The sequence below is a fragment of the Synechococcus sp. H55.10 genome (assembly GCF_047502715.1).
GTDB lineage: Bacteria > Cyanobacteriota > Cyanobacteriia > Thermostichales > Thermostichaceae > Thermostichus.
Map to the genome: position 1 here is coordinate 1 of NZ_JANSJJ010000257.1, position 26,475 is coordinate 26,475.

26 protein-coding genes and 1 tRNA gene are annotated in these 26,475 nt (G+C 61.8%); 11 read left to right on the forward strand and 16 right to left on the reverse strand.

Annotated elements, in window-relative coordinates; all coding sequences use genetic code 11:
- Positions 1-262: 262 nt before the first annotated feature.
- The gene (gene ruvB / locus NW858_RS12420) at positions 263-1,405 is read left to right on the forward strand and encodes a Holliday junction branch migration DNA helicase RuvB (protein ID WP_414334583.1); all 1,143 of its coding nucleotides are present in this window, start codon (positions 263-265) and stop codon (positions 1,403-1,405) included.
- Position 1,406: 1 nt separating this feature from the next.
- Here the strand turns inward: ruvB and NW858_RS12425 are convergent, their stop codons facing one another.
- The gene (locus NW858_RS12425) at positions 1,407-4,103 is read right to left on the reverse strand and encodes a phycobilisome rod-core linker polypeptide (RefSeq protein ID WP_414334581.1); all 2,697 of its coding nucleotides are present in this window, start codon (positions 4,101-4,103) and stop codon (positions 1,407-1,409) included.
- A 207-nt stretch (positions 4,104-4,310) separates the two neighbouring features.
- On the opposite strand from NW858_RS12425, the gene NW858_RS12430 reads away from it, so the two are divergent.
- Complete coding sequence (locus NW858_RS12430) at positions 4,311-6,464, forward strand: glycosyltransferase 61 family protein (RefSeq protein ID WP_414520619.1); 2,154 nt, start codon at positions 4,311-4,313, stop codon at positions 6,462-6,464.
- A 58-nt stretch (positions 6,465-6,522) separates the two neighbouring features.
- Here NW858_RS12430 and NW858_RS12435 read toward each other — a convergent pair.
- Positions 6,523-6,606, reverse strand: a tRNA-Leu gene (locus NW858_RS12435).
- Between the two features lie 224 nt (positions 6,607-6,830).
- Entirely contained in the window at positions 6,831-8,690 is a 1,860-nt protein-coding gene (gene cobJ / locus NW858_RS12440) for a precorrin-3B C(17)-methyltransferase (protein WP_414520620.1), read from the reverse strand.
- Between the two features lie 55 nt (positions 8,691-8,745).
- Between cobJ and NW858_RS12445 the strand changes: the two genes are divergently transcribed.
- The 4 genes from NW858_RS12445 to NW858_RS12460 all read left to right on the forward strand — a co-directional run bounded on the left by NW858_RS12445 (position 8,746) and on the right by NW858_RS12460 (position 11,096).
- Complete coding sequence (locus NW858_RS12445; protein ID WP_414348719.1) at positions 8,746-9,396, forward strand: hypothetical protein; 651 nt, start codon at positions 8,746-8,748, stop codon at positions 9,394-9,396.
- A gap of 64 nt (positions 9,397-9,460) precedes the next feature.
- Positions 9,461-9,925 (forward strand): FKBP-type peptidyl-prolyl cis-trans isomerase, encoded by a 465-nt coding sequence (locus tag NW858_RS12450; protein ID WP_414334574.1) that lies wholly within the window; start codon positions 9,461-9,463, stop codon positions 9,923-9,925.
- A gap of 108 nt (positions 9,926-10,033) precedes the next feature.
- Positions 10,034-10,630, forward strand: a complete 597-nt coding sequence (locus NW858_RS12455) for a 5-formyltetrahydrofolate cyclo-ligase (RefSeq protein ID WP_414520621.1) — start codon at positions 10,034-10,036, stop codon at positions 10,628-10,630.
- A 25-nt stretch (positions 10,631-10,655) separates the two neighbouring features.
- The gene (locus NW858_RS12460; RefSeq protein WP_414334570.1) at positions 10,656-11,096 is read left to right on the forward strand and encodes an FxLYD domain-containing protein; all 441 of its coding nucleotides are present in this window, start codon (positions 10,656-10,658) and stop codon (positions 11,094-11,096) included.
- A gap of 14 nt (positions 11,097-11,110) precedes the next feature.
- Here NW858_RS12460 and NW858_RS12465 read toward each other — a convergent pair whose 3' ends face one another.
- From NW858_RS12465 to NW858_RS12495, 7 genes are all read right to left on the reverse strand, one after another.
- On the reverse strand, positions 11,111-12,388 hold the full coding sequence (locus NW858_RS12465; protein WP_414520622.1) for an amidohydrolase family protein: 1,278 nt from the start codon (positions 12,386-12,388) through the stop codon (positions 11,111-11,113).
- Positions 12,389-12,523: 135 nt separating this feature from the next.
- On the reverse strand, positions 12,524-13,777 hold the full coding sequence (locus NW858_RS12470) for a class I SAM-dependent methyltransferase (protein ID WP_414520623.1): 1,254 nt from the start codon (positions 13,775-13,777) through the stop codon (positions 12,524-12,526).
- A 10-nt stretch (positions 13,778-13,787) separates the two neighbouring features.
- The gene (locus NW858_RS12475) at positions 13,788-13,961 is read right to left on the reverse strand and encodes a hypothetical protein (protein WP_414334564.1); all 174 of its coding nucleotides are present in this window, start codon (positions 13,959-13,961) and stop codon (positions 13,788-13,790) included.
- A gap of 45 nt (positions 13,962-14,006) precedes the next feature.
- A complete protein-coding gene (locus NW858_RS12480) occupies positions 14,007-14,534 on the reverse strand; it encodes an NAD(P)H-quinone oxidoreductase subunit J (RefSeq protein ID WP_414334563.1) in 528 nt (175 codons plus the stop codon).
- Position 14,535: 1 nt separating this feature from the next.
- The gene (locus NW858_RS12485) at positions 14,536-15,276 is read right to left on the reverse strand and encodes an NADH dehydrogenase subunit K (RefSeq protein WP_414334561.1); all 741 of its coding nucleotides are present in this window, start codon (positions 15,274-15,276) and stop codon (positions 14,536-14,538) included.
- Positions 15,267-15,629, reverse strand: coding sequence for a photosynthetic/respiratory NAD(P)H-quinone oxidoreductase subunit C (gene ndhC / locus NW858_RS12490; RefSeq protein ID WP_414334560.1), 363 nt, complete (start codon positions 15,627-15,629; stop codon positions 15,267-15,269). Before ndhC ends, NW858_RS12485 begins: the two co-directional genes overlap by 10 nt.
- A gap of 112 nt (positions 15,630-15,741) precedes the next feature.
- Positions 15,742-15,990, reverse strand: a complete 249-nt coding sequence (locus tag NW858_RS12495; RefSeq protein WP_414334559.1) for a hypothetical protein — start codon at positions 15,988-15,990, stop codon at positions 15,742-15,744.
- A 287-nt stretch (positions 15,991-16,277) separates the two neighbouring features.
- On the opposite strand from NW858_RS12495, the gene NW858_RS12500 reads away from it, so the two are divergent.
- The 3 genes from NW858_RS12500 (at position 16,278) to NW858_RS12510 (ending at position 18,494) form a co-directional block, all read left to right on the forward strand.
- Positions 16,278-16,937 (forward strand): LexA family transcriptional regulator, encoded by a 660-nt coding sequence (locus tag NW858_RS12500; protein WP_414334557.1) that lies wholly within the window; start codon positions 16,278-16,280, stop codon positions 16,935-16,937.
- Between the two features lie 144 nt (positions 16,938-17,081).
- Entirely contained in the window at positions 17,082-17,915 is an 834-nt protein-coding gene (locus NW858_RS12505) for an OmpA family protein (RefSeq protein ID WP_414520624.1), read from the forward strand.
- A gap of 105 nt (positions 17,916-18,020) precedes the next feature.
- Positions 18,021-18,494, forward strand: a complete 474-nt coding sequence (locus NW858_RS12510; RefSeq protein WP_414334553.1) for an ATP-binding protein — start codon at positions 18,021-18,023, stop codon at positions 18,492-18,494.
- On the opposite strand, the gene NW858_RS12515 is transcribed toward NW858_RS12510, so the two are convergent.
- Entirely contained in the window at positions 18,491-19,621 is a 1,131-nt protein-coding gene (locus NW858_RS12515) for a geranylgeranyl reductase family protein (protein WP_414368449.1), read from the reverse strand. The genes NW858_RS12510 and NW858_RS12515 overlap by 4 nt on opposite strands.
- A 200-nt stretch (positions 19,622-19,821) precedes the next feature.
- Here NW858_RS12515 and NW858_RS12520 point away from each other — a divergent pair, with 200 nt between their 5' ends.
- Positions 19,822-20,109 (forward strand): hypothetical protein, encoded by a 288-nt coding sequence (locus NW858_RS12520; RefSeq protein ID WP_414334549.1) that lies wholly within the window; start codon positions 19,822-19,824, stop codon positions 20,107-20,109.
- 114 nt (positions 20,110-20,223) lie between these two features.
- Here the strand turns inward: NW858_RS12520 and NW858_RS12525 are convergent, their stop codons facing one another.
- The 5 genes from NW858_RS12525 to hisB form a co-directional block, all read right to left on the reverse strand.
- The gene (locus NW858_RS12525; RefSeq protein ID WP_414341534.1) at positions 20,224-21,504 is read right to left on the reverse strand and encodes a DNA double-strand break repair nuclease NurA; all 1,281 of its coding nucleotides are present in this window, start codon (positions 21,502-21,504) and stop codon (positions 20,224-20,226) included.
- Entirely contained in the window at positions 21,488-22,384 is an 897-nt protein-coding gene (locus NW858_RS12530) for a 6-carboxytetrahydropterin synthase (RefSeq protein ID WP_414334639.1), read from the reverse strand. The genes NW858_RS12525 and NW858_RS12530 overlap by 17 nt, the downstream gene beginning before the upstream one ends.
- Positions 22,385-22,496: 112 nt before the next feature.
- Positions 22,497-23,573: an NAD(P)/FAD-dependent oxidoreductase gene (locus NW858_RS12535; RefSeq protein ID WP_414334638.1), complete on the reverse strand. Its 1,077-nt coding sequence runs from the start codon at positions 23,571-23,573 to the stop codon at positions 22,497-22,499.
- 28 nt (positions 23,574-23,601) lie between these two features.
- Positions 23,602-23,754: a photosystem II protein Y gene (locus NW858_RS12540; RefSeq protein ID WP_011432316.1), complete on the reverse strand. Its 153-nt coding sequence runs from the start codon at positions 23,752-23,754 to the stop codon at positions 23,602-23,604.
- Positions 23,755-24,114: 360 nt separating this feature from the next.
- Positions 24,115-24,759 (reverse strand): imidazoleglycerol-phosphate dehydratase HisB, encoded by a 645-nt coding sequence (gene hisB / locus NW858_RS12545; protein ID WP_414334636.1) that lies wholly within the window; start codon positions 24,757-24,759, stop codon positions 24,115-24,117.
- Positions 24,760-25,059: 300 nt separating this feature from the next.
- Between hisB and NW858_RS12550 the strand changes: the two genes are divergently transcribed.
- Positions 25,060-26,469, forward strand: coding sequence for a RecQ family ATP-dependent DNA helicase (locus NW858_RS12550; RefSeq protein WP_414520625.1), 1,410 nt, complete (start codon positions 25,060-25,062; stop codon positions 26,467-26,469).
- Positions 26,470-26,475: the final 6 nt, after the last annotated feature.

The window sequence follows — 26,475 nt, forward strand, 5'->3', positions numbered from 1 at the left end:
TGCACGAGCGGAATGCGCACAACTTCCCGCTGGATTTGGCGGCGGTGGAAGTGGCGCCGGCCATCCGTGGCTAATCCACTCTTGACCGAGTAGACTAGTCCTTCTTGAGTCCCCTGGCAGATGCCGGGGGATTTTTTTCTTCTACTGCCCCCTCCAATCTTTCTACCCAGGTGGGAGACCAAAATCGGCAAACGGTTTACCAGGATCTTTCCCCCAGTTTTTTCCAGTTAGAGTAGGGCTATTGCATCTGCAGGTAAAGGATATGGCGATCATTTCTTCTCGGGCTGTGGGGGCTGAGGATCCCGGGCAGCAGCAAAAGAGTTCTGCTTGCAGAGAAGGGATGGAGTTCCGCTCCCAGAACCGGGGCCGGCAAGCCGATGAGCTGTTGCAGCCACAGGCTCAGCCTGGCGAGGCTCAGGAAGAATCCCTGCGCCCGCGCACCCTAGCCGAGTACATCGGCCAGACGGAGCTTAAGGAAGTGCTTTCCATTGCCATTGCGGCGGCCCGGGCCCGCGGTGAGCCTTTGGATCACCTATTGTTCTATGGCCCGCCCGGCCTCGGCAAAACCACGGTGGCTGCGGTGCTGGCGGCAGAAATGGGATCCCACTTCTACATGACCACAGCCCCGGCGCTGGAGAGCCCCCGCGACATTGCCGGCTACCTGGTGCGCCTGAAGCGGGGGGATGTGCTGTTTATCGACGAGATCCATCGCCTGCCCAAAGTGACGGAAGAATTGCTCTACCCGGCCATGGAAGATTTTCGCCTCGATATCACCATCGGCAAGGGTCGCTCGGCCCGCATCACCTCTCTGCCCTTGGAGCGCTTCACCCTCATCGGGGCCACCACTCGCATCGGCGCCCTCACCTCGCCGCTGCGGGATCGCTTTGGCCATGTGCAACGGCTGCGCTTTTATGAGCCCCACGAGCTGGTGGAAATCGTGTTGCGCACTGCCCGTCTCCTGAACACTTCCATCGATCCGGAAGGGGCGACAGAGATCGCCCGCCGTTCTCGGGGCACGCCGCGTATTGCCAATCGCTTGTTCAAGCGGGTGCGCGATTATGCCCAGGTGCGAGGAGATGGCCACATCAGCCGAGAAGCGGCAGCCGCGGCCCTGGAGTTGTTCCAGGTGGATCCTATGGGGCTGGATTGGACAGATCGTAAGCTCCTGACGATCCTGGTGGAGCAGTTTGCGGGCGGGCCCGTGGGCCTGGAGACGATGGCCGCCGTGACGGGTGAGGATCCCCAAACCATCGAAGAAGTCTACGAGCCCTACCTGTTGCAGATCGGCTATTTGCAGCGCACACCCCGTGGGCGGGTGGTTACCCCCGCCGCCCTGCAGCACTTGGGCTACGCAGCCCGTTCCCTCACCCCCAGCCCCTCTCCCACAAGGGGAGAGGGGAGTTAATCTAGCTGCGATCGTTGCTGCCAACAGGGCTGAAACTGGGCACCACCAGCTCGCGGTTTTGCTTAGTGAGGCGGCCATACAGCTCTTGGGTGTTGGGGAAGTTGGCCGCCGGCAAGGTGGGGAAGCGGCGGTAGGGCACTGTATCTTCCCCGAAGAGATCCCGGTACTCTTGGGTATTCAGCAAGGCGCGCACAAAGGCCTTCAAACCCTGGGTGGCCAGGATCTGGTTGTACTTGCGGATCTCCTGCTGGTTCAGGGGCGCGCGGCCCAGGAAGTGCTTGGTGCCCAACTCGATCACCTTGGTGTTGGGATAGGGAGCGTAGAACTCAGAGCGGTACAGTTCTGAACACCCCAGCGCCTCGATGAACTCCTTGACGGTGATCTCGCCGTTGCGCAGCCTGGACTCGGCGGAGCTGAGCTCGGCACTGATGTTGTAAATGTCCATATCTCGCTCAAAGACCTGCCGGTAGGCGGCGCGGATGAGGTTGTTCACCTCGGCTTTGTTGGCCAGGCTGGTGAGCTTGAAGATGGGAACCTCCTGGCGCACCTTGGGCACTCCCTGCTGGGCCCGCCGCTGGATCTCCAGCTCGCCGGAGGGCATATCCTGCGGCTGGCCCAACTTGACAAAGAGGGGGATATCCTCATCGGTGCGAATGGGCTTGAGCGCCGCCATATCGCTGGATCCGGGGCGCATCCGCCGCAACGCCAGGCCGCCGGGGGTGAGGTAGCGCTCGTAGGGCACAATGTCTTCTCCGAAGGCCCGCTGGTACTCCTCGCTGTCGAGGATGGCATCCACCACTGCGTAGAACCCTTGCTTGGAGGCAATGTCGAACAGACGGTTGATCTCCTGCCGCCCGTAGGTGGGCCGGCCCAGCAGCTTGCGGTGGATAAACTCGATGGCTTTGCAAACATACAAGCTGGACCAGTACTTGTTGCGAAAGAGATCCGATTTGGCCAGTTGGCGCACAAACTCTTTGACGCTGATCTCGCCCGACTCCAGCTTGATCTCCCAGCGGGTTAGCCGTTGGCCTTCGTAGGGCACATAGCCATATAGCTGCTGGTAGCAGGCGCGGATCACCGCTTGTGTGGATCCCTCGCTGCCAACAATCCCCGCCCGTGCCCCCAACCGCCGACTGCGATCGCCAGGGGTTTGGGTGAGCTTGAAAACCTTGGGCCCCAAGCTGCCCGGATCCCCTGCCGCCCTGGGATTGGTGCGCTCGTTGGTGAGGGCAAAGCCGCGCCGGATGAGGATGCGCTTGACATCCTTGTTGAAGGGGGCGGGGCTGGCGTTGAGGGAACGGGTCTCCTTGGGGAAGATGGCGCCAAATTGAATCTCCAGCGGGTCGTTGCCGACGCCATAGGCATGCTGATCCGGCAAAGGGCGATTGTAGCGGGCAAAGAGGGTGATGAACTGGGGCACCTTGCGGCGGGGGGCAGCGTAGTTGTAAAGATCAAACTTGGCCCCCCAGTTGGCGCTGGTTTGGGCTTCCACCCCCAGCTTGCGCAGGTAGGGCACCGTCTCCTCGCCGAAGTAGTCGCCGTACTCGCGGCTATCCACCAGCGCATCCACCAGGCCGGCCAGACCCTTGCTGGAGATGATGGAGAAGTAGGTCTGCACTTCCTCGCGGGTTTCTGGGGCCCGTCCTAGGAAGTGGCGGAAGGCCAGCTCCACGACGCGGCTGTTGATGTAGGGCTCGTAAAACTGCTTGCGGTACAGTTCGGATTTGCCCAGGCGGCGGATGAACTCCTTCATGGAGATCTCGCCGTTTTTCACCTTCGATTCCAGGTCGGAAAGCTTGAGGCCGTAGGCACGGCGGATGTCTCGCTCGAACACCTGCCGGTAGGCGGCTTTGATCACGTCTTCTTTCTCGGCGTTGGACAGCCCCGGCTTCATGGCAAAAACGGGCACTTTTTCCGCCGCCAAGTTGTAAATCTGGGGGAGCTGTAGCCCCTGCAGGGGCAGGCCATCGGCGGTGCTGGCGTTGCGCTGCCGCAGCTTATCGGAGGGGGAAGGAGCGATGAACTCGCTCAGCAAGACATCGAAATATTGGTTGATGATGGCCACCGCCTCGGCATCTTTGCGGAAGTAGCCAGCGGCAGCCCGCTTCATTTCTTGAATGGCGACGATGGTGGCCTCGGCGGAGCAGGCGTTTTCGATGATCTCCCGCAGGCCACGGGTGTTGACGGCAATGATGCTGGGATCCCCGGCCACAAGAGCGTAGGTGACGTAGCGCAAGAACCAGCTCAGATCCCGCAGGGACTTGCGCATGTTGGCGGCGCCGTAGCGGGAGATGTTAATGGGGCGGAAGTTGGGGGGAATCTCCACGCCGCTGGCGCTGAAGAGGTTGCGGATGGCCTCGAGGAAGCCGCCGGTGGACTCCACGTAAAAGGCGGTGCCCAACTTAAAGGCTTCCTTCTCGTCCTGAGTGACTTCTGGCCGCTCCAGATAGGCCATGGGCGAGCCCCCCGTGAAGATGCGGTTGGCCGCCCGGCTGACGATGATTTCGGAGTTGGCCGCGATCACTTGGGCAATGTCCAGGCGTTTCAGGCCGCTGGAGAAAAAGTCCTCCAGGCGATCCAACTCGGTGCGTCCCAGATAGCGATCCTGCTGTTCTGCCTGGGAGATGGTCGATACGGGCACGGTTTGGTACAGACGGGGGCTGGAAACGACGGTGCCAGCGGATACGTTGATACCCATCGATCTCTTAAACTCCGTTTTATCGAAAAAATGGCCGACAAAGGCTGAGGACGGTGCCCTCCCATCGCGCAGCGGGCCATAGCCTTTGGGGTGAAGAGGCCGACCCACGCTCGAACCGATGTCTCTCCCTGAGCCGAGAAGGATTGATGCCGGAGGGAGAAGCCAAGCCTAGAATACTAGGGGGATGTGCCCAGAGTGGGGGGGTTGTTGCAGTTTGTAACACTGTTTCTCATCCACATAGACATGGCTCCCGACCCGGCTCTGCCCTCACATCCGTTGTTTTCCGTCTCCAGCCTTGAAGACTGGCAACAGGGGCGTTACGAGTGCCTTGTCCAAGCTTTGCAGCAGCAGCTCCAGCAGGGATCCCCCTCCTCAGAGCTGTATTGGGGGCTGGGAGCTGCCTATCTGCTGCTGGGGCGGGAGCTGGAGGCGCAGCTTGTGTGGCAAGAGGGCTTGGCAATGCAGACAGCCGGAGGTGTAGCCGAAGCCGAGGCTGTGCGTGGGTGGGCAAGGGAGCTGCAGGAGCTGGCAGAGGGGCTATGGGAAAAAGGCCATTGGCCGCAGGCGGCGGCTTTGTACCGACAGCTTGTGGAGCAGGGATCCCTTCCTCCCGATCTGGCGGCGCTGGCCGCCCATCGCGTTGGCCTAACCCAAGAGCGCAGCCGGCTGTGGAGCGCGGCAGCGGAGTGGTATGAGCGGGCTTGCCGGTGGGATCCAGCAGCGGCAGAAAGTTCTTGGCGCTGGGGCCTGGCGCTGCTCAAGTTGGGCCGGTTCCAGGAGGCCACCTCGGCCTTGGAGCAAGCCGTGCGGCTGCGGCCGGAGTGGGGGGATCCCTGGGTGCAGATGGGCTTGGCCTGGCTGGATCAAGGGGATCCGGCGCAGGCGGTGCGGTGTTTCCGGGAGGCGGAAGCGCGGGGCACGAAGACGGCAGAGCTCTACAGCTACTGGGCAGAGGCCCAGGTGCGGCTGGATGACCCGCAGGCTGCCTGGGAAAAGTTCCGGCAGGCGGTGGCGGCGGAGCGGGAGTGGCTGCAGGCGTGGTGCGAAGGCAGCGGCAGAGAAAGCCCGCTGCGGTCTGGACTGGAGCAGGCAGGCAGGGGAGAGGGGATCCCCCAGGACCTGGATTCGGCTTGGCGACGGCGCTGGGCTCCGGCAGGCTCTGTTGCCCAGGCCAGCCCCCTTGTAACCGACTCCTGGCCGCTGCCAGCCCAAGGCTACCTCACCACCCGGCAGTGGCATCAGGCCACAGGCGAAGGGGACTACCAAGCACTGGATCCAGGGGAGGTGCTCTGTCTGCAAGCGCCCCCTGTAGCTGATCCGGCCATTGGGCAAAAGCTGCGCCCGCAGCGGATCCCCCTGGCCGAGACTTTTGTGGCCCAGATCCCCCGCGGATCCGTCCATGTGGGCCACTATCCCCGCCACCTCTACGCCAGCTTTGCCAGTGCGGTGCTCACCCGCCGGGGAGAATTGCTGGCCGATGTCTCCCTCAGCTTGCCGCCACCGGAGTTTCTCGACTGGGACTGGGGGCCGGATCACCTGGAACACCACCCCATCTTGAGCTTACCCCACCTGCCGCCGCCGATCCCACTGGACGGCTCTGTCGCCCTCTTGCCGTTGGGAGCGGTCAATTACTTTCACTGGATGGTGGATGTTTTGCCTGCCCTTGATGTCCTGCAGCGGTCGGGCGCCCTCGGAAAAGACATCCCCATCTTGATCCACGGGTATCAAAGAAAACCCTTTCAGGTGCAGAGCTTGGCCGCTTTGGGGATCGCAGCCGAGCCCATCCTCAGCTTCGAGCAGGTGGGGGGATCCCATCTGCAAGCGCAGAACCTGATCGTGCCCTCAGCAGGGGCTCCGGCGGGGTGCTTGACGCCCAGGGGATTGGCGGTGCTGCGGCAACTGGCCCTGCCGAGCTTGTCCAGCGCTCCCTTGCTGCCGCGGCGGATCTACATCAGCCGTCGTGCTGCCCGCTGGCGGCGGGTGATCAACGAAGCGGAGGTGCTGGCGGCTTTGCGCCCCTGGGGATTTGTATCGGTGCAACTGGAAACCCTTTCTCTAGCGGAGCAAGTAGCGCTGATGCAAGGGGCCGAGGCGGTGATCGGGATCCATGGGGCGGGCCTGACCAACCTCGCCTTTTGTCAACCCGGCGCCACCGTCATCGAGATCCTGCCCCGCAACGCGGTGCTCCCCTACTTTTGGATCATCGCCCAGGTGGCAGGGCTCAATTATTTCCCTTTGCTGGCGCCGGTCTGCGATCCAGCTTTGGTGGCCCTTCTGGCCAGCCCCGATTTGGATCGAGAAGATGCCTGGGTGCGGATCCCGGACTTGCTCAAGGTGCTGGAACAGACAGAGCTCAATTGATGGTGGGAAAATGCCTTTTTTCGAATTTACGAGAGTTCTGCAAGCCTCGCATTCAAGATGGGATCGGAGGGACTCGAACCCTCACGTTCTTGAGGAACAACGGATTTTAAGTCCGTAGCGTCTACCATTCCGCCACGATCCCCTCTAGCGGCAACAGTACTCTAACAGACCACAGGCCAGCAGGATCAGCCTGTAGGATCCGGTGGTGACCTGATGGGGTTGGAGTCGGTCGGTCAACCAGCCAAACAAGGTAACGGGGGATCCTACTCTTCTCGTGGATGACGATGGCGCGGATGGCTTCGATTGCCACAGCCCCCATGGCCGGGACCCCCACCTCGGGCACGTCACCGCCTGGGATCCCCCCACCTACTCAGGAGAGGCGCTCAGGCGGTAGCCGCGGGGGGTGATCAGCCGGCTGCCGTAGCGAAAGGTCTGCGAGTTGCCGATCAAGACCAGGGTAAACATATCCACCTGCTCAGGATCCAACTCCCCCAGCGTGGTGAGGTGGATGACCTCGCCGGAACGATAGAGGTTGCGGGCCACCGCCACCGGGGTGTGGGCGGGGCGGGCGGCCAAAAAGATCTGCAGGGCTTTGAGGAAGGGATCCAACCGCTGCCGCGAGCGGGGATTGTACAGAGCCACCACAAAGTCGGCCTGGGCAGCCGCCTGCAGGCGTTGCTCGATGGCCGGCCAAGGGGTGAGCCGATCCGAGAGGGAAATGGCGCAAAAATCCTGCATGAGAGGGGCTCCCAGGCGGGCGGCAGCAGCCTGAAGGGCGGAGATCCCCGGCAGCACCTCCAGAGAGGGGCGGATCCCATCCCAGCTGCTGCGGGCCAAGTACTCCAGCACCAGCCCGGCCATGCCGTAGATCCCCGCATCTCCCGAAGAGATCACCGCCACCTGCAGCCCCTGCTGGGCCAGGGCAATGGCCCGCTGCGCCCGCTGCACCTCCTGGGTGATGGAAAAGGCTTCGCAAATCTGGCCCGGGTGTAAGAGGGGCGCCACCAAGTCCAGGTAGAGCTGGTAGCCGATCACCACGTCGGCTTGGGCCAGGGCCAGGCGGGCGGCCAAGGTCAATTGGGCGGGATCCCCGGGGCCGGTGCCAATCAGCCACAGGTGCCCGGCGCGAGGGGAATACTCCTGAGCAGCGCGGGCAATGGCCAGGGTACAAGCTCCCTCGCTTTCTGAGGCAAAGACCTGCTTGGGGCAGAGAAGGGTGGCTCTCCCCTGGGCTGGATCCTCATCCCCCGACATGCGCTGGGCGGCCAAGAGGGCAGCCGCCTCCGCCACCGAAGGGGTGCCCACGGCCTGCCGCACCGCCTCCGAAGGGTGGGGAACTGGGATCCCCGCCAGGGCCGCGGCAGAGAAGAACTGGATGGGCCAACCGTGGGCCTGGGCCAACTCCAGCAGTCCCGCCTCATCCCGTTTCAACTCCAGGGTGGCCAAGCCGGCAACGGCCTCGAAGGCCAGCCCCTGGGCCTGCAGCAGGCGGCGCAGGGATCCCTCCATCCAGGCGCGGCTGGTGCCCCGCTCGCAGCCCACACCCACCCACAGCACCCGTGGATGCCAGTGAACGGTGGGGAGCTTGTCCAGAGAAGTTGTAGATTCGCTGATCCGGATCTGGGCCACTGCTTGGTCGGGAGCGGTGAGGAAAAGAGAATGATCCGCTGGCCAGGCTCGCCGCCAGAGCTGCGTGCCACAGGTTTGCTCAACGGCCACCGGCTCTCCCCGCGCCAGAGCGGCTGCCACCCCGTTCCAATCGCCGGCGCCCCGCTGCCAACCGTAGGGATCCCCCAGCAAATCCAAAGGCGGGATCCCCAGCCCTTCCGAGGCAGAGGTGAGGATGGGCTCGGCTCCCAAGGCAGCCGCCACCCGCCGCGCCAGCGCCTCAGCTCCTCCCACATGGCCGCCACAGAGGCTAATGGCCCAGCGCCCAGCTTCGTCCACCACCACCACCGCCGGATCCCGGTATTTGTCTTGCAAGAGGGGGGCAATGAGCCGCACCACCGACCCAACTGGCAAGACAAAGATACAGCCCTGCACCTGCGGCCAGCTCTGGGCCACCGCTGCCGCCAGGGGATCCCCATAGGCTTGCCAGGGGGGTGGCAGCGGCTCTCGCTGGGGGTTGGCCTTGCTCCAGCAGATCCACTCCTCCGGCAGCAGCGACAGCAAAGGCTGGGCCAAGCGGCGACCGCGCGGGGTAGGGGCAAACAGGGCAAGCTTCATCAGCCTAGGGATCCTATACTGGACTACAGAGCCACCCGCAAATAGACGAGTGCCAATGCCAACCCCCCTTGGACTGATGCTGCCGCTGATCCCCCTGGAGGTTCTGCTCTCCACGAAGGGGCTGATGTTTTTGTTGCTATCGGCCTATGGCGGGGCCATGTGGACATTTTTAAGTGGCGCTCCCCGGGTGTACACCATCATCGTGCCCGATCTGGAGCAGGCAAGGGGCTTCTACGAAAAGGTTTTGAAGCTGCCGGAGGCGGAGCTGCCGCTGCAGTACTACTACGGCTATGAGCAAAGCATGGTCAGCTCCAGCCTGGGATCGCCCTATTTTCCGGGAGATATTGGCCTCAGCTCTCACTTCGATACCAGAACCCGTCCCACTTCTGGATCGACACAACCGGATACCCCTGGCCTCTGGTATCAGCTCTCCGACAATGTGCAATTGCACGTGATCCTCGGCTCCACGGATCCCTACGGCAGTCCCTCCAGGCCCTCCTCTGTGCCTGCCTACGGGGCGGCAGCCGGTCGCACTGGCGGCGTCCGCTATCGCCACACCACCTATGAACGGGAAGCCCTCAAAGCGCTCCTGAAGCGGATCAACAAGCAAGGGATCCGCAACAGCGTCCGCTCCGAAAAGCCTTTTGTCTTCTGGGTGCGCGATCATCAAGGGCAGATCATCGAATTTGCCGAAATAAAAGGATGAAGGGATCCCCTAAGATCGTTGAAGGAAGGGGAAGCAAAAAGTCGGCGAGGGGAGACGCCAACAGATGAAACGGATGCTGCTGCTGTTGCTGGGTTTGCTGTGGATCGGGATGTGGGGTGGACAGCCGGCCGTGGCTCTGTCGCGGGCCAAAGACAACCCCGTGGTGGGCATCCAATCCCCAGCCAAAGACTTCATCACCACCGAGTCGGGCCTGCAATACTACGACATCGCTCAAGGCAGTGGGCCTTCACCTCAACCGGGGCAAACGGTGGTGGTGAACTATGTGGGCAAGCTGCAGGATGGCACCGTCTTCGATAGCTCCTACAAGCGCAATCAACCTTTCATCTTTACCTACGGAGTAGGGCAGGTGATCCGCGGCTGGGAGGAAGGTCTGGCCACCATGCGGGTGGGTGGCAAGCGGTACTTGCGCATTCCGCCGGAGTTGGCCTACGGCAGCCGCGGCGCCGGCGGCGTGATCCCACCCAACGCCACCCTTGATTTTGAAGTGGAGCTCCTGGCCATCCAGTAGACTCTGGACATCCACACCTAAGCTTGACTGGGGGTGGGGAAAGTCAAGGCGGTGAGATTGCAGGGCGCTGCGGCAACTCCCTTCTGGGTAACAAACCTGTCTCCGTCTGTGGAGCCCAATTTTCCCCCTGAAGCTCCTAGCGCAGAAAAAGCTCGCCTGCGCCAGCACTTCCGCCAAGTGCGGCAGGGGCTGGAACGATCCCTGATCGAGCAGAAAATAGTGGCTCATCTGGCCTCTCACCCCCGGCTTTTGGCGGCCAGAACCATCTTGGCCTACGCGGCCTTCGGCTCTGAGGTGGATCTGGGATCCCTGTTCGCCCTTTTCCCTGAAAAGCGCTGGGGGATCCCTCGTTGCTTGCCGCAGCGGCAGTTGGGATGGCACCGCTACCACCCAGCCGAGCTTGTTCCCAACCGCTGGGGGCTGCCGGAGCCCTCTCCCACCAGTGAGGTTATCGACCCTGCCGAAGCGGAGTTGATCCTCGTGCCCGCCCTGGCCTGCGACCGCTGGGGGAGGCGTTTGGGCTATGGCGGCGGCTATTACGACCGCTTTTTGGCCTCGCTGCCGGATCCCGGTGTGCCCAAGTGGGGCATTGTCCCGCAGGCCTGCCTGCTGCGGCAGCCTCTGCCTCAGGATCCCTGGGATCAACGCCTGGACGGGATCCAAACCGAAGAGGGGTTTTACCCGGCGGGGGATCCCCTAGACTAAGGGAGATGGGCCTTGGAGGAAAAACATGAGCCAAGTTTGGAAGAAGGGGCTTCGCTCCCTCTGCTGGAGCCTGGGCTGGGCGGCTTTGGCGGCCCTCTTGCTGGGCTTTGGCGCCATCCCCCTACAATTGAAAGATCTGCACATCACCCCCTGCCCGGATACCCCCGAATACACCAACCTGGTCACCAGCAACGGCAACCCCATACCGGCCAGGTGCATGTTCATCGAAGGGACGGTGGTGAACCGCTCCAAAAACACCTTGGTCAATGCGGATGTCTTCGGTCGCCTTTACGATGCCAACGGCAATGAGGTTCTGCCGGAGCGCACCCGCGTGGGAGCCATCGAAGAGGTTCCCCCCGGCGAAAGCCCCTTCTCCATTCGCATCTCCGTGCCCGTGACCAGCCCGCTGCCCTTGACCCTGGAGCAATTCAAGGCCAGCGGCTTCAGCGGCACCGTGCGCCGTTGACATCCAGTTGATCCCTAGAAGAGTTGGCGGGTGAAGTCCACCTGGGCCGGGCGCCCGGGCAAATGGAGCTGGGCAACCACCGGCGGGGTTTGGGCGATCAGCCGTCCCCGACGGAAAACGTACAGGCAAGCCGGTTTCAGGCGAATGGCTTCGACGGCATCGGCAGCCTGGAGCACCACCAAATCGGCATAGCAGCCGGGTTCTAGTCCGTAGCCTTCTAACCCCAGAATGCGGGCCGGGTTTTCCGTAACGGCCAAGAAGCACTGGCGCATCTGCTCATAGCCGGTCAATTGGGCAGCGTGGATCCCCATGTGGGCCACCTCCAGCATGTTGCCGCTGCCCAGGGGATACCAGGGATCCATCACGCAGTCCTGGCCAAAAGCTACTGTCAGCCCGGCGGCCATCAGCTCCGGCACCCGCGTCAGCCCCCGCCGCTTGGGGTAGGTGTCGTGGCGGCCCTGCAGCACCAGGTTCACCAGCGGGTTGGCAATCACCCCCAGCTCTGCCTCGGCCATCAGGGGGATGAGTTTGCTCACGTAGGCGTTGTCCATTGAGTGCATTGAGGTGAGGTGGGAGGCGGCCACCCGCCCCTGCAAGCCCAGCCGCTGCGTCTCGTAGGCCAAGGTTTCCACGTGGCGGGAGAGGGGATCGTCTGTCTCGTCGCAGTGCAGATCCACCCGCAGACCCCGCGCCGCCGCAATCTCGCACAGGGCCCGCACCGAAGCTGCCCCTTCGGCCATCGTCCGCTCAAAGTGGGGGATCCCACCCACCACCTCTACCCCCCAATCCAGAGCCTTCTCCAAGAGCTGCACCGCCCCCGGCGAGCGGTAGTAGCCATCTTGGGGAAAGGCCACCAGTTGCAAATCCAGGTAGGGGGACACTTTTTGCTTGACCTCCAGCAAGGCCCGCACCGCCAACAGGTTGGGATCGCACACGTCCACATGGGCACGGATGGCCAGGATCCCGCGCGCCACCGCCCAGTCGCAATAGGTCAAGGCCCTCTCCATCACTGCCTCTGGCGTCAGCAGCGGCTTCAACTCCCCCCAAAGGGCGATCCCTTCTAGCAAGGTGCCCGATTGGTTGACGCGCGGGATCCCGTAGGTGAGGGTGGCATCCAGGTGAAAGTGGGCATCCACAAAGGGGGGCGACACCAAGCGGCCACTCACATCGATTTCCTGCAGGGCAGTGGCTTGTAAGTTGTTTTCCAGAGCAACAATGCGGCCCCCTTCAATGCCGATATCAACCCCCTTGCGGCCATCCGGCAAATTGGCCCGACGCAGAATGAGATCCATAGGTTATGGCTATTTCAACTTGGGATGAGCGACTAAAGTTGTTTCAAGGGCCTCCCTCCCCCCACTAAGGTAGGGGGATTTCCAGTCCTACCTATAGTGAGAGTGGCCGCCAACAAGCAATTCAAAAAGTAAGGCTCATGGCCTCAGCCCCAGCTCCGGCCCGCCAAAGCCCTGCAGAGGATGAGCATATTCTGAGCTGGTCAGGCCCTTGGCCTGCACCAACACCCCAAAGCTCCCCAACCCCATCGGATCCAGGAGGGCGTGAAGAGCGTATCGTCGCTGCAACACCTGGCCCACATCCACAGCTTCGCCGTCAAGCGGGTCCTCAATTTGGCCGAGAGCGGCCAGCCGCTCGGTTAACCCCAGGTTCACCAAAAAGCTGCTCTGCCGGGTGAACCCCAGATACTTCAGCCCCAGCGATTCTCCCACCTGCTCTAGGGTCGTAAAGTCCACATGGGCCGTGAGATCCTGGGATCCCACCTGAACATAGGGATCCGTGTAGCTGCCGTGCCGTCGGTAGGCCAGGAGCGTGCCTTGAGCGCGCTGGGGGCTATAGTAGCGCTGGGCGGTGTGGCCGTAATCGACAGTCAGCACGTAGCCCCGCCGCAGCTTGCGGGCCAGGAGCTGCAACCACTCCAGGGCTTTCAAGTTCACCTCGGTTTGGTAACCGGACGGATAGGTTTCTATGGGGATCCCCAGACGGGCAAAATACTCTCCCAGCTCAGGAGTGGACAGATCCCCCAGCACCTCCCGGAAGTCGGCTGCGGCAGCATCGCCACAAGCGACGTAAATTTCCCGCAACGCTCCCTCTTGCACCTGCACCCGATGTACCGGAAAAGCATCCACCAGCTCGTTCGAGAAAAAACAGCCGATGACCGAGTCATCCGGGATCTCATCCCAATCCAGCCAGCGCACCTTTTCCCCAAAAGGGGCCAGTCGCTCCTGCTGTAGCCGACGCAGATGGGCAGAACGCTCCAGGATCCCATATTCCAGCACCTGCCAAAAAAGGGGGTGAGCAGAGCGCACGTAGGTCAGCCAATCCTGGGCCAAACGGCCGCTGCCCGCCCCCATCTCGATCACCCTGAAGACAGAAGGGGATCCCAAAATATTCCAGAACTGGCGGATCTGCTCCGCCAACAGTTGGGCAAAATCTGCCGCCAGGTGAGGAGAGGTCAGGTAGTCGGTGCCAACCGGGGATCCCCGCTCGTAATAGCCCAGCCCCGGCTCGTAGAGAGCCCACTCCATAAACTGGGCAAAGGTCACCGGCCCCTGAGCGCGAATGCGGCTGCCGATCAACTCCTGCAACCTCTGTGTGGACCGAGGTAACAACCAAGGCAAACTCAGGTCGCGCCGGGGCTGCTCAGGAACGATCACAGGTGGGGGTTCCAAAGATCCAGACTCACTTGCTCAGAGGGCGACGCCAATTTTGGCGAAACTGACGGTTCGAGACCAACAGCAGCGGCCAGAGAGCCGATACCAGCCACTTTCCGGATCCCGAATAGACGCGATCCGCTTTGCGGGCCGAGTACCAGACTCCACCTGCATAAATTGCCAAGAGCAAAAAAGGCCACATCTCAACCCATCCTGTTAACGCTGCTCAGCGAGTGGGGATCTCCGATCAGTAGGCATCCTGCAGCTCATAAAAGTCAGGCGTGATGTAGTCTTTGCGCAGCGGCCAACCAATCCAGTCTTCCGGCATCAAGATCCGCTTCAAGTTCGGGTGTCCCTCAAAAACAATGCCATACATGTCGTAGGTTTCTCGTTCCTGCCAATCCGCCGACTTCCAGATCCAATACACGGAAGGCAGCCGCGGATCCTGGCGAGGCAACTTCACCTGTAGCCGCACCTCTTGCGGGCGGTCTGCCCCATCCGATAGCTTGATCAGATGATAGAGGCTGACCAGTGGCTGACCTGCCCCCAAGTCGTACCCACACTGGCACTGCAAATAGTTGAAGCCGTAGGCATAGAGGGCGGTGCACACAGGCAGGAGAAAATCCCGCTCCACCTCCAACAGCTCCACCCCCGCCGCATCTTTCCCCAGGTACTGGTGGTCAAAACCGTTGTCGGCCAGAAACTGGGAGACCGGGCCGCGCTCCAACGTCGCTAACGGTTCCGCTTGCCTTTCCTGAGCCTTGTCCTCTGCCATCTTACATCCCTCCCCGCAAAGCTTTGAGCTGCTGTTCCGCCTGCTTGAAGTCGGCAGTCTGCAAGGCCGGCGGCACCGGCAAGCCGATGGCAGCCGCCAGTTCCGGCGGAGGAGCTTGGCGGGTCTCGCTCTCCAGATACTTGCCAGTGATGATCTCCGGCACCGGCTTGAGGTTGTGCTTGACCGTGTAGTAGCGGTGAGTTTGTTGCAGGCGGCCCCGCTCCCGCATGTCTTCAGCGGCGATCTTCTTGCGCAGCTTGACAATGGCATCCATGATCGCCTCCGGGCGCGGCGGGCAGCCGGGAATGTACACGTCCACGGGGATTAGCTTGTCCACCCCTCGCACTGCTGTGTAGGAATCGGAGCTAAACATGCCGCCACTGATGGTGCAGGCCCCCATAGCGATCACGTACTTCGGCTCAGCCATTTGCTGGTAGAGCTTGACCAGCGCCGGGGCCATTTTCATAGTGACCGTGCCCGCCGTGATGATCAAATCAGCCGTGCGCGGTGAAGACCGGGGCAACAGGCCAAAGCGGTCGAAATCAAAGCGGGATCCCAGCATGGCGGCAAACTCGATGAAGCAGCAGGCGGTGCCATAGAGCAGGGGCCAGAGGCTGGACATCTTGGCCCAGTTGTACAGGTCGTTCACCGTCGTCAGAACGACATTGTTGGAGAGGTCGGTGGTAACCTGGGGGGCGGCCCCTGGAAACAGAACCTGCGGTTTCTCAGACGTCATGACCATTCCAATGCTCCTTTTCTCCAGGCGTACACAAGACCCACCACAAGGATGGCGATGAAAATCAGGGCCTCCACAAAGGCCAGCAACCCCAGGCGGTGAAACGCCACCGCCCAGGGATAGAGGAATACGGTCTCTACGTCGAAAATGACGAAGACCAAAGCAAACATGTAGTAACGGATGTTGAACTGGATCCAGGCTTGCCCAAACGGCTCCATGCCCGACTCATAGGTGCTGCGGCGTAGGGATCCCCGCCGCTTGGGAGCCAAGAGCGCAGAGGCCCCCAGCGCTAAAATCGGCAGCAGAGCGCAGACGATCAGGAAAACCAGCAGATACTCGTAGCCGGACAGAACAAACACAACCTCAGACCGCCTCAGTTGCTCAACATTTAGATACGTTTTCAGTATAGAGCCAGTCTGGGATTCCCCTGCGCCCTCGAATCTTCATTCTAATCATCAGTTCTGGTGATGATCACGATTGCCGGGAGCGGCGTTTTTCCAGCCAAGCCCACACTCCGCTCACCACCGCTCCGGCCATCAGGATCCCCAAAGCCGGCTGAAACAAAGGCAGCCACAGCCGCACCCAAAGCTTGTAGCCCAGTGGGATCCCGACAAAAGCCCCCGTCACCGAAAAGACAAACCAGACAAACCCGGCGAACACCAGAAAGACAATGGCAATCAGGAAGTTATCCAGCCAGCGCTTGAGGTCAGAGGAAGTCATGGAGATTAAGGCAGAACAGCTTGAAGTCAACCCAGAAGCAATATCTGAACCGAACTTTTTGGCTATCCAACGCTGGGCCAGCTCGGCTCTCGCCTGCCGTGAGCAGGCTCCAAAACCACACTAACGCCAGCGCAGTTCTCCTGCCAGCCTACCGACAGCATTTGAGAGTTGCGATTCCCTTGGTCAGCTCAGGTGGGAGATTGTCCCCCAATCGGCTGTAGCGGCTGTTGACTTGTCAAGATATAGTGGTGAAAATCTGCTTATACACAATCTGTAGCGCTAAGCCGATGTCCATCTTCTCGAGCTCCTCTTTTGCAGACCGCTTACGACAGGTGATCGGCGACGAGGCCATTTATGCGTTTGGGCGACGGGCCGGCATTAGCGATACGGCCTTGCGCAGCTACCTGAAGGGATCCGTGCCCGGCATTGACAAGGCGGTGAAAATTGCCCAGGTGGGCCAAGTCAGCCTCAATTGGCTGATCACAGGGGAGGGATCCCCACGCTTGGATTCCGACTCGAAGGCAGAGTATGTGTATGTACCTTTTGTCGATGTGGCCGTCTCTGCGGGAGCGGGGGTGTTGGTGCGGGAAGAAGCGATCGCCGCGGTGATGGCTTTCGAGCGAAACTGGCTGCGGGCCCATTTGAAGGGAAACCCTGCCAAGCTGAGCCTGATTCGGGTGCAGGGGGATAGCATGGCTCCCACCTTGGAGGATGGCGACTGGATCTTTGTGGAGCGGCAGGAGGGTGGGGATCTGAGCTGTGAAGGCATTTATGTCTTTCAGATGGATGGGGATCTGTTGGTCAAACGACTGCAGCGCCTGCCCGGATCCCAGGTGAAGGTGATCAGCGACAATCCCCGTTTTCCTCCCTTTGTGGCGGATCTGGCGGATCCCGCCAACGGATTGGCCATCATAGGGCGGTATCGAGGCCGCCTTAGTTTTGATTAGCCCTTTGAACGATGGCGGGAAGTGGCAGCTTGACCGACCGAGAATCCCCTCGGCGAGCTCCGGTCGCCGGCTAGGATCGCTTTCTAGAGTTGAGTGGAGTTCCCACTCCTTGCCTGCGTCCATTTAGCCGGAGGTTTGCCCAGGATGCCTCGCTCGTCCCAGCGCTCAACGGTTGCTCTCAATTTCCTCAGTGGGATCCTCTTGGTCAGCAGCGGGATCTGGCTGGGGATAGAGCTTCCCCAGCAGGCTCAACCTCAGCCCCAACCGGAGACCAACCTCTCTGCCGGTCAACCGGCTCCGCCTACACCAGCGATCTTGCCCACCCTGGCCCCACCCCAGGCCAATCCGCCGCTGGCCAGCCCAACGGCCAATGCAGATCCAAATGCAGATCCAGAGGAACGTCAGGCGAGCCCCACAGATCTGGAAACGGAGATTCGGGAAATCCGCCAGCAGGTGATCCAGCTCTTGATAAAAATTGAGGAACTGGAGTCGCGGCTGCAGCGGCTGCGTTCTCAAACAGCCCCTGAGCCCGTCAGGGAATCTTCCACCGCCGCCGAGATCGCTCCAGGGGAAGCCAGCGTTCCCGCCCCGACCCCAACGCCGACTCCCACCTCTTTTCAGGTGGGAACCCAAACCATCAGCCTGCCGGGGGATTTGCTGTTCGATTTTGACAAGGCCGAGATTCGACCTGAGGCGACCTCGCTGCTGGCCCAGGTGGCGAAATCCTTGGAAGCCATGCCCGGCGCCCGCGTTCAAGTGAACGGTCACACCGACAACATTGGATCCCTAAACTACAACCTGGCTCTTTCCCTGCGCCGCGCCAACGCGGTTAAAGACTATTTGATGAAACTCTTGCCGGAAGGCCATCCCATCAGTTGGACAACCTCTGGCTTTGGCCCTACCTTGCCAGTGGCCGATAACGACACAGAAGCCGGACGGCAGCGGAACCGCCGTGTGGATTTGATCATCGCTCCCTAGCTTCCCCCCCCAAAATGGGGGATGACATATTCTGGCAGGGCTTTGGTCTAGAATCTGGTAGGGCCAAATGGCTTCAGGTTCAATCCCTATCGTTGGGGTTCGGTTTTGAACGCAGCAGGGATCCCTTCGGGTGAGAAGCAGACATTTGCGCTGAGGGTTGAGACAACTCTCGACGCTCTTGGCCAAGTTTTAACCTGGTTTGAATCTTTTCGAAATGCCGGCATCCCGGATCCCATTTGGACGGAATGTCAGTTGGTTTTGGCGGAGGGGTTTACCAACGCCGTTCGCCACGCCCACCGCGCCCTGCCTCCCAGTACGCCCATTGATATTGAGCTGATCCTGATGCCGCAAGAGCTGGAGTTGCGCATTTGGGATCAGGGGCAGGAGTTTGACCTGGAGGGAGCTTTCCGGCACCTGGTGGCCAACCCCGATCCCGAATCCGAGGGGGGACGCGGCATTTGGCTGATGAAGGCTCTCTCCACCCACCTGAGCTATACTCGTCAGGCGGATGGGCGCAACTGCCTGTTGATCGGCAAGCGCTTCGACGATCTAGCTCAAGTCTATCGGTGCCAGGCCTAGGTGAGCAGGCCGCCGCTTAACTTGCGAATGGCCGAGCTGGCCACATCGCTGTAGCGCAGTTCACCGGCCAGGATCTGGCCCATACGCCGAGTGGCTCCTGGTCGTTTGACGCCCACCTTGTAGCCCACGCCTGGAAAGCGGTAGAACAAGGCCGCAATCCGTTTAGCCCAGCGCATCTCTGAGCCCCATTCCTGTTGCACGCGGGCCGAGTAGTTCGCCAGAGCCTCTGTGTTCCCCGCCAGGGCTTGGTCGATGGCCTCTGCCGCCAACATGCCGGTGAGGAGGGAAGGGCGGATCCCCTCGGCGGTAAACGGATCGACGACGCAGGCGGCATCCCCCACCAAGAGGGCATTTTGGCTGTGGAGCGGTTGCTCTTCATCCCAGAGGCAGATGGGATGGCCGAACTGCTTGACCGATTTCAAGTCTACGCCGAAGCTTTGGGCATATTGGGCGGCAATTTCCCGCAGGTTTTGTTTTTCTCCACCGCGAAAGGTGCCGGCCCCGATCGAGTAGCCATCGGCCTTGGGGAAGTTCCAAAGGTAGCCATTGCTCACGGCGCCGAAGTCGAAATGGGCGGCTGCAGTTGGCGGTTGCCCAACGGGCACCTCTGCTTCCAGGGCGGCGGCTAGACGACGGCGGCGTTCTTGAAAGCCCAGCCACTTGGCCATCGAGCCTTTTGCCCCATCGGCTGCGATCACATACCGACCCCAGACGGGGCCGGTGCTTGTCATCACTTGCCAGCGGTCGCTTTGCCACTCGAGGCCGGAGACGGGGCATGTTGCCTGGAGCGCTGCCCCTTGCTTTTGCGCCTGCTGAATCAAGTAGTGGTCGAAAACATCCCGCCGCACCATCCAAACGGGTTCTTGCAGATCCAGGTCGGCCACCACCGGATCCCCGCCGCGCCAGGTGTAGCGAATTTGCCGGATCTTCAGGGAAATGGCGGGGCTGAAGTCGAAGTCGAACCAAGCTGCCACCATGGGAGAGACCCCGCCCCCACAGGGTTTGTAGCGGGGCAAGGGATCTTTTTCCAAGACCAGCACCGAGCGCCCCCGCTTGGCCAGATGGTAGGCAGCAGAGCCGCCGGCGGGGCCAGCACCGACAATGACACAGTCGTAAAGCTGCGACATAACCTGCGATTCCCCAGCTCCCATGTCCTGGGCTTTGTTTATCGGCTTCTAGACTATTATGGCGGCAGCAAATCTACCCGCCTGTTTTTGGGAAGCCCATGCGAATTCGATGGCAACGGCTTGCCAACTTGCCCTTGACTTGCTGCTATGCCGCCTTCAAACCCTCTAGCTCGCTTGATCTCGTTGGATGAGGAAACCCCATGCACGACCTGGACAGTTTGCCAGAACCGGTAGCCGACGCCCTAATCAAAAGCCTGCTCACGGATGTGGAACGGCTGATCAACCAGCACGGCCTGTCAGAGGTTCTGGTGGGGTTGGCCATGTATTGCAATGTGCAGTTCAAGGCCAAGTTCAATAAACCCAACCGCACCGAAAAGGATGAGGAGCTGGGATTTTATTTCCGCGACGCTGCCAAAGCCCTAGAGGTGGCGGCCAGCCTCACCTACCGCACCATCGATCGCTCCCGGCCCAGCCAGCCCAACGCTTAGAGGGTAGGGATCCCGCCCTCACCCCTCTCCCAGAGGCAGCCCTCACCCCCAGCCCCTCTCCCTCAGGGAGAGGGGAGGTAGGAGGGAGGAAGGGTTTTGCGGCACTGGCACCAATTAGGCGATACCAGTTCGCTTCTGGGCTTCCTTGCGGGAGACAGCCACATGGCGCAGGCCGGCGCGGATCAGCTCCTGCTCGATCAGGGCAAAGAAGCGCTGCCGATCCCCGCTCCGCACCACTGCCAAATGATGGGCTTCCGCCAGGGCAATGGGGTAGCCAAAGCCCTTTTGCACCTGGCTCAGTACTCCCGCCAGGGCCCGCTGCAGCAGCTGGGCATCCTGGGCCACCCAGGCGGGAAACTCCAGGCGGGCGATCTCGGGGCCCCCCTTCCCGCCGACATTCAAGTAACAGCAGTGGATGTGGTGTTCCCCGAAGGCATCCAAGACACTGGCGCCACTGCGCCAGAGGGGGCTGCGCTCTCCCGGCTGCAGCAGGGATCCCCAGAAGACGCGATCCGGCAGGGGAGCAAAGGGGTGACAGGGGGGGGTTTTCTCGCCGGCACAGTAGCGATGGCAGTCGCAGCCCAGGTAGGGGCACAGCCCCAGGCGTAAGTAGTTAAGGGTTTCGCTGCTGCGGGAAGCGCTGATGTAGCCCACCAGGGGGATGCGGGCGGCCCGCAACTGCTCCAGAGTCGCCAGGATGGGATCCAGCCAGGGACGCTGGGTTGATCTGGGCAGCGGCTCCAGTCCCCAGGGGATCAGGGATCCATCCAGGAGCGCCAGCGTGGCGCGGCGACGGGGCACTGACAGGGCCAACTGCGCCAGCTCCTCTAGCTCTGCCTGAGCCCGCCGCAAGGCCAACACCACTTCCGGCCCCAACGAGACCCCTGTCCCGCTGCCGGGGTTCCGCACGGCAATGGCAGCACTTTGCAACCCTTCTGCCATTTGCTCCAAGAGAGAGGAGTCCGAGCGCTGCCCATACAGCAGCAGAGGCTGACTATCCAAAAGCGGCCACTCCTGGGTGCCGTAGTGCAGAACCACCCGCCCAACATTGATCAGCGAGCAATAGGCGATCTCGTGGTGGCTGGGCAGGATCTGGGATCCATCGGTGGCCACCACCGTGTGTCGTCCCTGCAGCGGCTCCACCTTGGGCAGGGATCCCCAGGTTTCCGGGGGCTCGGCGGGGCTGGCGCAGGTAAAGGCCAGATGGGATCCCCACTCCGTCCAACGCGACTGCCAAACCTGCGGCTCCTGCTGCAGGCGCCCGAAGACCTGCAGGGCTTGGCGCAGGCGCTCCTGACCGGCCCGCGACTCCTGCTGCAAGTGCCGAGCAAAGGCGGGGATCTGCCCACTCAGCTTAACCAGATCCAACATGGTTACATCAGCGTCGCGCGGCAACACGGCTGCCGAAACTCTGGGGGAGCCCTTCTGAAGAGTTGAACAGCTCTTCCAGCGGAAACTCCCCGTAGACCTCGCTGCTGTTGTTGGGGCTCTCTTGCAGGCGAACCCGATGCAGTTGCACCCCCAGCTCGCGCAGGGGCAAAGTCAGCAGCCGTTGAATGTAGAGGGCGATGTTTTCGGCGGTGGGCACCACCTGGGCAAAGTAGGGGATGTCTTTGTTCAAAAAGGTGTGATCCAGCGGTTTGACCACCTGCTCGTCAATGATCCGCTGCAGAGCCGCCAGATCCACGAGCATCCCCGTGCGCGGGTCGATGGATCCCTTGACGGTGATCTCCAGGCCGTAGTTGTGGCCATGGCCATGGGGACGGGCGCAGAGGCCGTAGATGGCGGTGTTCTCTTCCAGGCTCAAATGATCCAGGGCCAAACGGTGAGCGGCGCTGAAATGGGTGGCAACGGTCAAGTAGGCTTGCATGGCTTCTCCTCGGTATTCGGCCCAAAGTTCGGGATCCTCGTACAGGCGGACGCTGGTCAGCGGCAGCGCATCGGCCAGGCGTTGCCAAATTACGTAAGCGATAAACTCGGTGGTGGGCAGGGTTTGGGCAAACTCCGGCCAGGCTTGATTGAGGTAGGCGAAGTTGAGCTCTTGAATCACCCGCTCTCGGATCACCCGCTTGACCTCTGAGAGGTTGAGCACCATGCCGTACTCATCTACCTCCCCCGTCAGGCCCACCTCCAGCACGTAGTTGTGGCCGTGGCCGGGAAAACGGGCTTGGGGGCCAAAGCGGGCTACGTTCTCGGCTTCTGAGAGTTCGGGCAACCAGTAGCGATGGCTGGCGGCAAATTGGGCACGGCGGTAGATCGTACAGGTTCTGGGCATGGATTATCTGCCAAGGGATCCACCCTGTCAGCATAACTCTCTACCCCAGAGGATGGAAATTCTCGGCCTGGATCTGCAGGCATTGCTCCAGGCCAACTGGGTCAGCGTCCCCTCACCGCTCAGAGCCGCCCAGCATTTCGAGCAACGTTTTGGCGGCATCTTGCCCTGAGAGCCAAGCCCCTTCTACGCGCCCCCCGGCGCACGAATCGCCGGCACAAACCAAAGGCAATCCCTCAGCCGCCGGAATCCGGGTGCCCAAGCTGGCCAATCCCATGGTTTCCAGCGGCAAAGCGTAGCGCCAACGGTGCACCTGCATCCATTGGGGCGAAGCCAGCCAGGGATCCAGATGCTTGGCGGCGTGGGCCAACAATTCTCGACCTGCCTTTTCTAGCTCAGGTGGGCCGGCCTCCAGGTACAGAGATGACCACTCCGCCCCCCCATGCAAGACCACCACCGGCGAGAGCGGCTGCGGGCGCTTGCTGCTGTCCAACCCCAGCCAGGCCAACATCGGATCCTCCAAGCACTTGATCCCTTTCCAGGGCGGCGGCGGCGTGTCCTTGGAGTAGCCGGCCAAAACCGCAAGGCAGGGCTGATACTCGGCGGATCCCAGCAGAGACAGCAGGCTATCGGCAGGAGGGATCTTCTCTTGCAGCAAAGGCAGCAACTGCGGGGCCGGAATGGCCGCCACCAATGCGGCAGCCTCGTAGCATTGACCATTCTCCGCCTGCACTTGCCAGGTTGTGGCCAAACTTTTGAGGCCGACCACACGAGTTTGGGTGTGTACCGACAGCGGGGCAGCCAGGTGTTTGGCCAACATCGTCATGCCCTGGGGGCAGATGTAGCGCGGTTTCTCCTCGTTGGGATGCTCCGGGCGCAGCCCTTTTCGATCCAGCACATGCAGCGAGCGCGTCCATTCCGTCAGCAGCCCCAGGCCCAGCAGCTCCTTCACCCAGCGATGAAAGCCATCGGAATCGGCAGTCAGGTATTGAGCCCCGTGATCCACCGGCACCGTTTGTCCGAGATGCTCAACCCGACGGGTGGCCAGGCGCCCGCCCAAGCCCGCCGATTTTTCCAGCACCAGAACCCGCAGCCCCGCCCGCAGCAGTCGCCTTGCGCAGACCAAACCGGCCACTCCGGCCCCGATGACAATCACATCGGCGGATTTTGGGTTTGTCGCCTCGCCTAGCATACTGAGCCTGCCGGCCGGATCCGCACGTTCAGCTCCCGCCTTTGCCGAAGGGGTTGTTGCCCTTCTCGCCGAAGAGCTTGGCCTCTCCTTTGATGGCAGCCTTGATGATGTTGTAGGCAGCCCAGGCAACCACCAAAACAATGGGCGACAGAACGATCAGCGGACGGAGATCAATGTCCATGGTTTTCATCCCCCCCTAACATGGGCCTATCAGTGGCTGGGAATCAGAACCTCCAGAGCTGGCAACTGCCGGGAAACCCTTTTTCGACTTTTGGATCCCGCCTGGGCTGGGACGCAACTCTGGAAGGATGGCTAAGTCCAGAATAAACCCAAATGGGGATCCCTGCCGGACAGACTTTGCCTCATCCAGGTCTGTGAATTGGCGCCGGCTCAGCTCTTTTGGATCTTCACCAGTGGCTGGAGATTTTGCCCAAAGCAGCCGGCGGGCGAGTGCGGCTCAGCATTCTCGACAGAACCCCATCGTCGGATGGGGCAGCACCACAAGTCCCAGGCTCAAGGTCAACAGCCCGCGCAGGCGCCGCTACAGCACCCCCTTAGAACTGGGGATCCCTTCCTGTCGGCGCGGATCCCGTTCTACGGCCATGCGCAGGGCGCGGGCAAAGGCCTTGAAACTGGCCTCGACGATGTGGTGGGCATTGAGGCCGGCTGCCTGGCGAAGGTGCAGGGTCATCTGGGCATGGTTGACCACCGCCTGATAAAACTCTCGCACCAACTGGGTTTCGTAGCGGCCAATGCGCTCGGCGGTCAGCTCCAGGCCGTAGCTGAGGTGGGGTCGCCCGGAAAAGTCCAGCACCACCTGCACCAGCGCCTCATCCAAAGGCGCCCAAAAATGACCAAAACGATAAATGCCCCGCCGATCCTGCAGCGCCAGCGCCAGCGCCTGTCCCAACGTGATGCCCACGTCTTCGTTGGTGTGGTGGTCGTCGATGTGCAGATCCCCCACCGCCTTGATCTGGAGATCGATCAACCCGTGGGTGCTGAGCTGGGCCAGCATGTGATCCAAAAAGGGGATCCCGGTGTCGATCTCGTGCTGCCCTCTGCCGTCCAGGTTGAGATGGATTTGCACATCCGTTTCCCCCGTGCGACGGTGAACAGAGGCCATTCTGGGCTGGAGCAAGGGTGGGGAGTCGTTGGCATCAGCGGTGCGGAGCACATTGGCAGTCATAGTTCCAGCATCGAGCTAGGCGGGAAGTCCCAGCTCTAGAATCGCACAAGACCACCGCCCTGTTGTGCTACGCGACCGATACCTTGCCAAGGGCAGCAAAGAGCATTCCTTCCCGGCCACCGACCTGGATCCCAGCCATCCCGATACGGGTTCCCTCACCCCTACCCCCTCTCCCAGAGGGAGAGGGGAACTAGAGGCAGAAAGGGGGTTCCGTGGAATTGGAAATAGCCTGTTGTTGGACAACCCCCTTTACAATCGCTGTAGATTGCTGAAGGAAATCGCGGCAAAAGGGGTTGCCGTTTGCAGGATTGGCAGCAGGTTCAATCCGCCCTCAAGCAGTACTGGGGCTACGAGGCGCTGCGCCCGCCCCAGGATCGGGTGATCCGCGCCTTGCTGGAGAAGCGCGACGCGCTGGTGGTATTGCCGACGGGGTTTGGCAAGTCTCTTTGCTTCCAACTCACATCCCTCTTGCAAACAGGGCTGACGCTGGTGGTCTCGCCCCTGATCGCCCTGATGGAAGACCAAGTCCAGGATCTCTGGAAGCGCCGTCTGCCGGCGGCCTGTCTGCACAGCGAGCTGGATCCGGCCCTGCGCAAGCGCGTGTTGAAGGCCCTTGAGGAAAACCGACTGCGTCTGCTCTACCTGGGGCCGGAAACCCTCTTCAGCCCCCCCGTTTGGCAACGGCTGCAGCAGCCCCAGGTGCAAATCAGCAGCCTGATCGTGGATGAGGCCCATACGTTGGTGCATTGGGGGGGATCCTTCCGGCCCGACTACCGCCGTTTGGGATTGCTGCGCCCGGCTTTGGCCAAGCCCTCGTTTCCCATCGCCGCTTTTACCGCCACCGCCGATCCCCAAACCTGCACTCGCCTGGGCCACATCCTGGGGCTGCAGGATCCGGAGTGCATCCGCGCCGATCCGCTGCGGGCCAATATCTCCCTCAATGTGGCCATCGCCTGGAGCCCGGCGGATCGCCGTCGGCGGCTGTTGCGTTTTCTGGCCGAAAACCCCGGCCCGGGCCTGGTGTACGTGCGCACACGGCGGGATGGGGAGGAGCTGGCCGCGTGGCTGGGCCGCCACAACCAAGAAACCGCCACTTACCACGGCGGCCTGGAGGCGGGATCTCGCCGGCGCTTGGAGCGGGCCTGGCTGGCGGGCGAGCTGCGCTTTTTGGTTTGCACCAACGCCTTTGGCATGGGGATCAACAAGCCGGATGTGCGCTGGGTGCTGCATTTTCATCCCCCGCCCCATTTGATGGATTATTTACAAGAGGTGGGGCGGGGCGGGCGGGATGGCGGCCCCTGTCAGGCCCTGATGCTGGTCTCGGAGCCGACGGGCCTGCTGGATCCCAGCGATCGCCAGCGCCAAGCCTATTTCTATTCTCAGCAGGAGCGCCTACTGGCCCAAGCACGCCGCCTGCTGCAAACTCTGCCCCCGCAGGGATCCTATGCCGACCTGCCGCCAGGAGAAACCCGGGTGGCCCTGGGCCTGTTGCAGGAGATGGGCTGTCTGCGCTGGCCGGATCCCTTTCACTTTCAGGTGCTGCACCGCCGTTGGCAGCCGCCGCCGCGGCAGGATCCCTGGCACGAGATGGAGGCCCTGATCCACGCTCGCGGCTGTCGGTGGCAGGCGATCTTGCCCTACTTTGGCTACCCTGGGGAACACCCCGGCCTGCCCTGCGGCACCTGCGACCGCTGCCGCCAAAGGCGCTGATTGTTT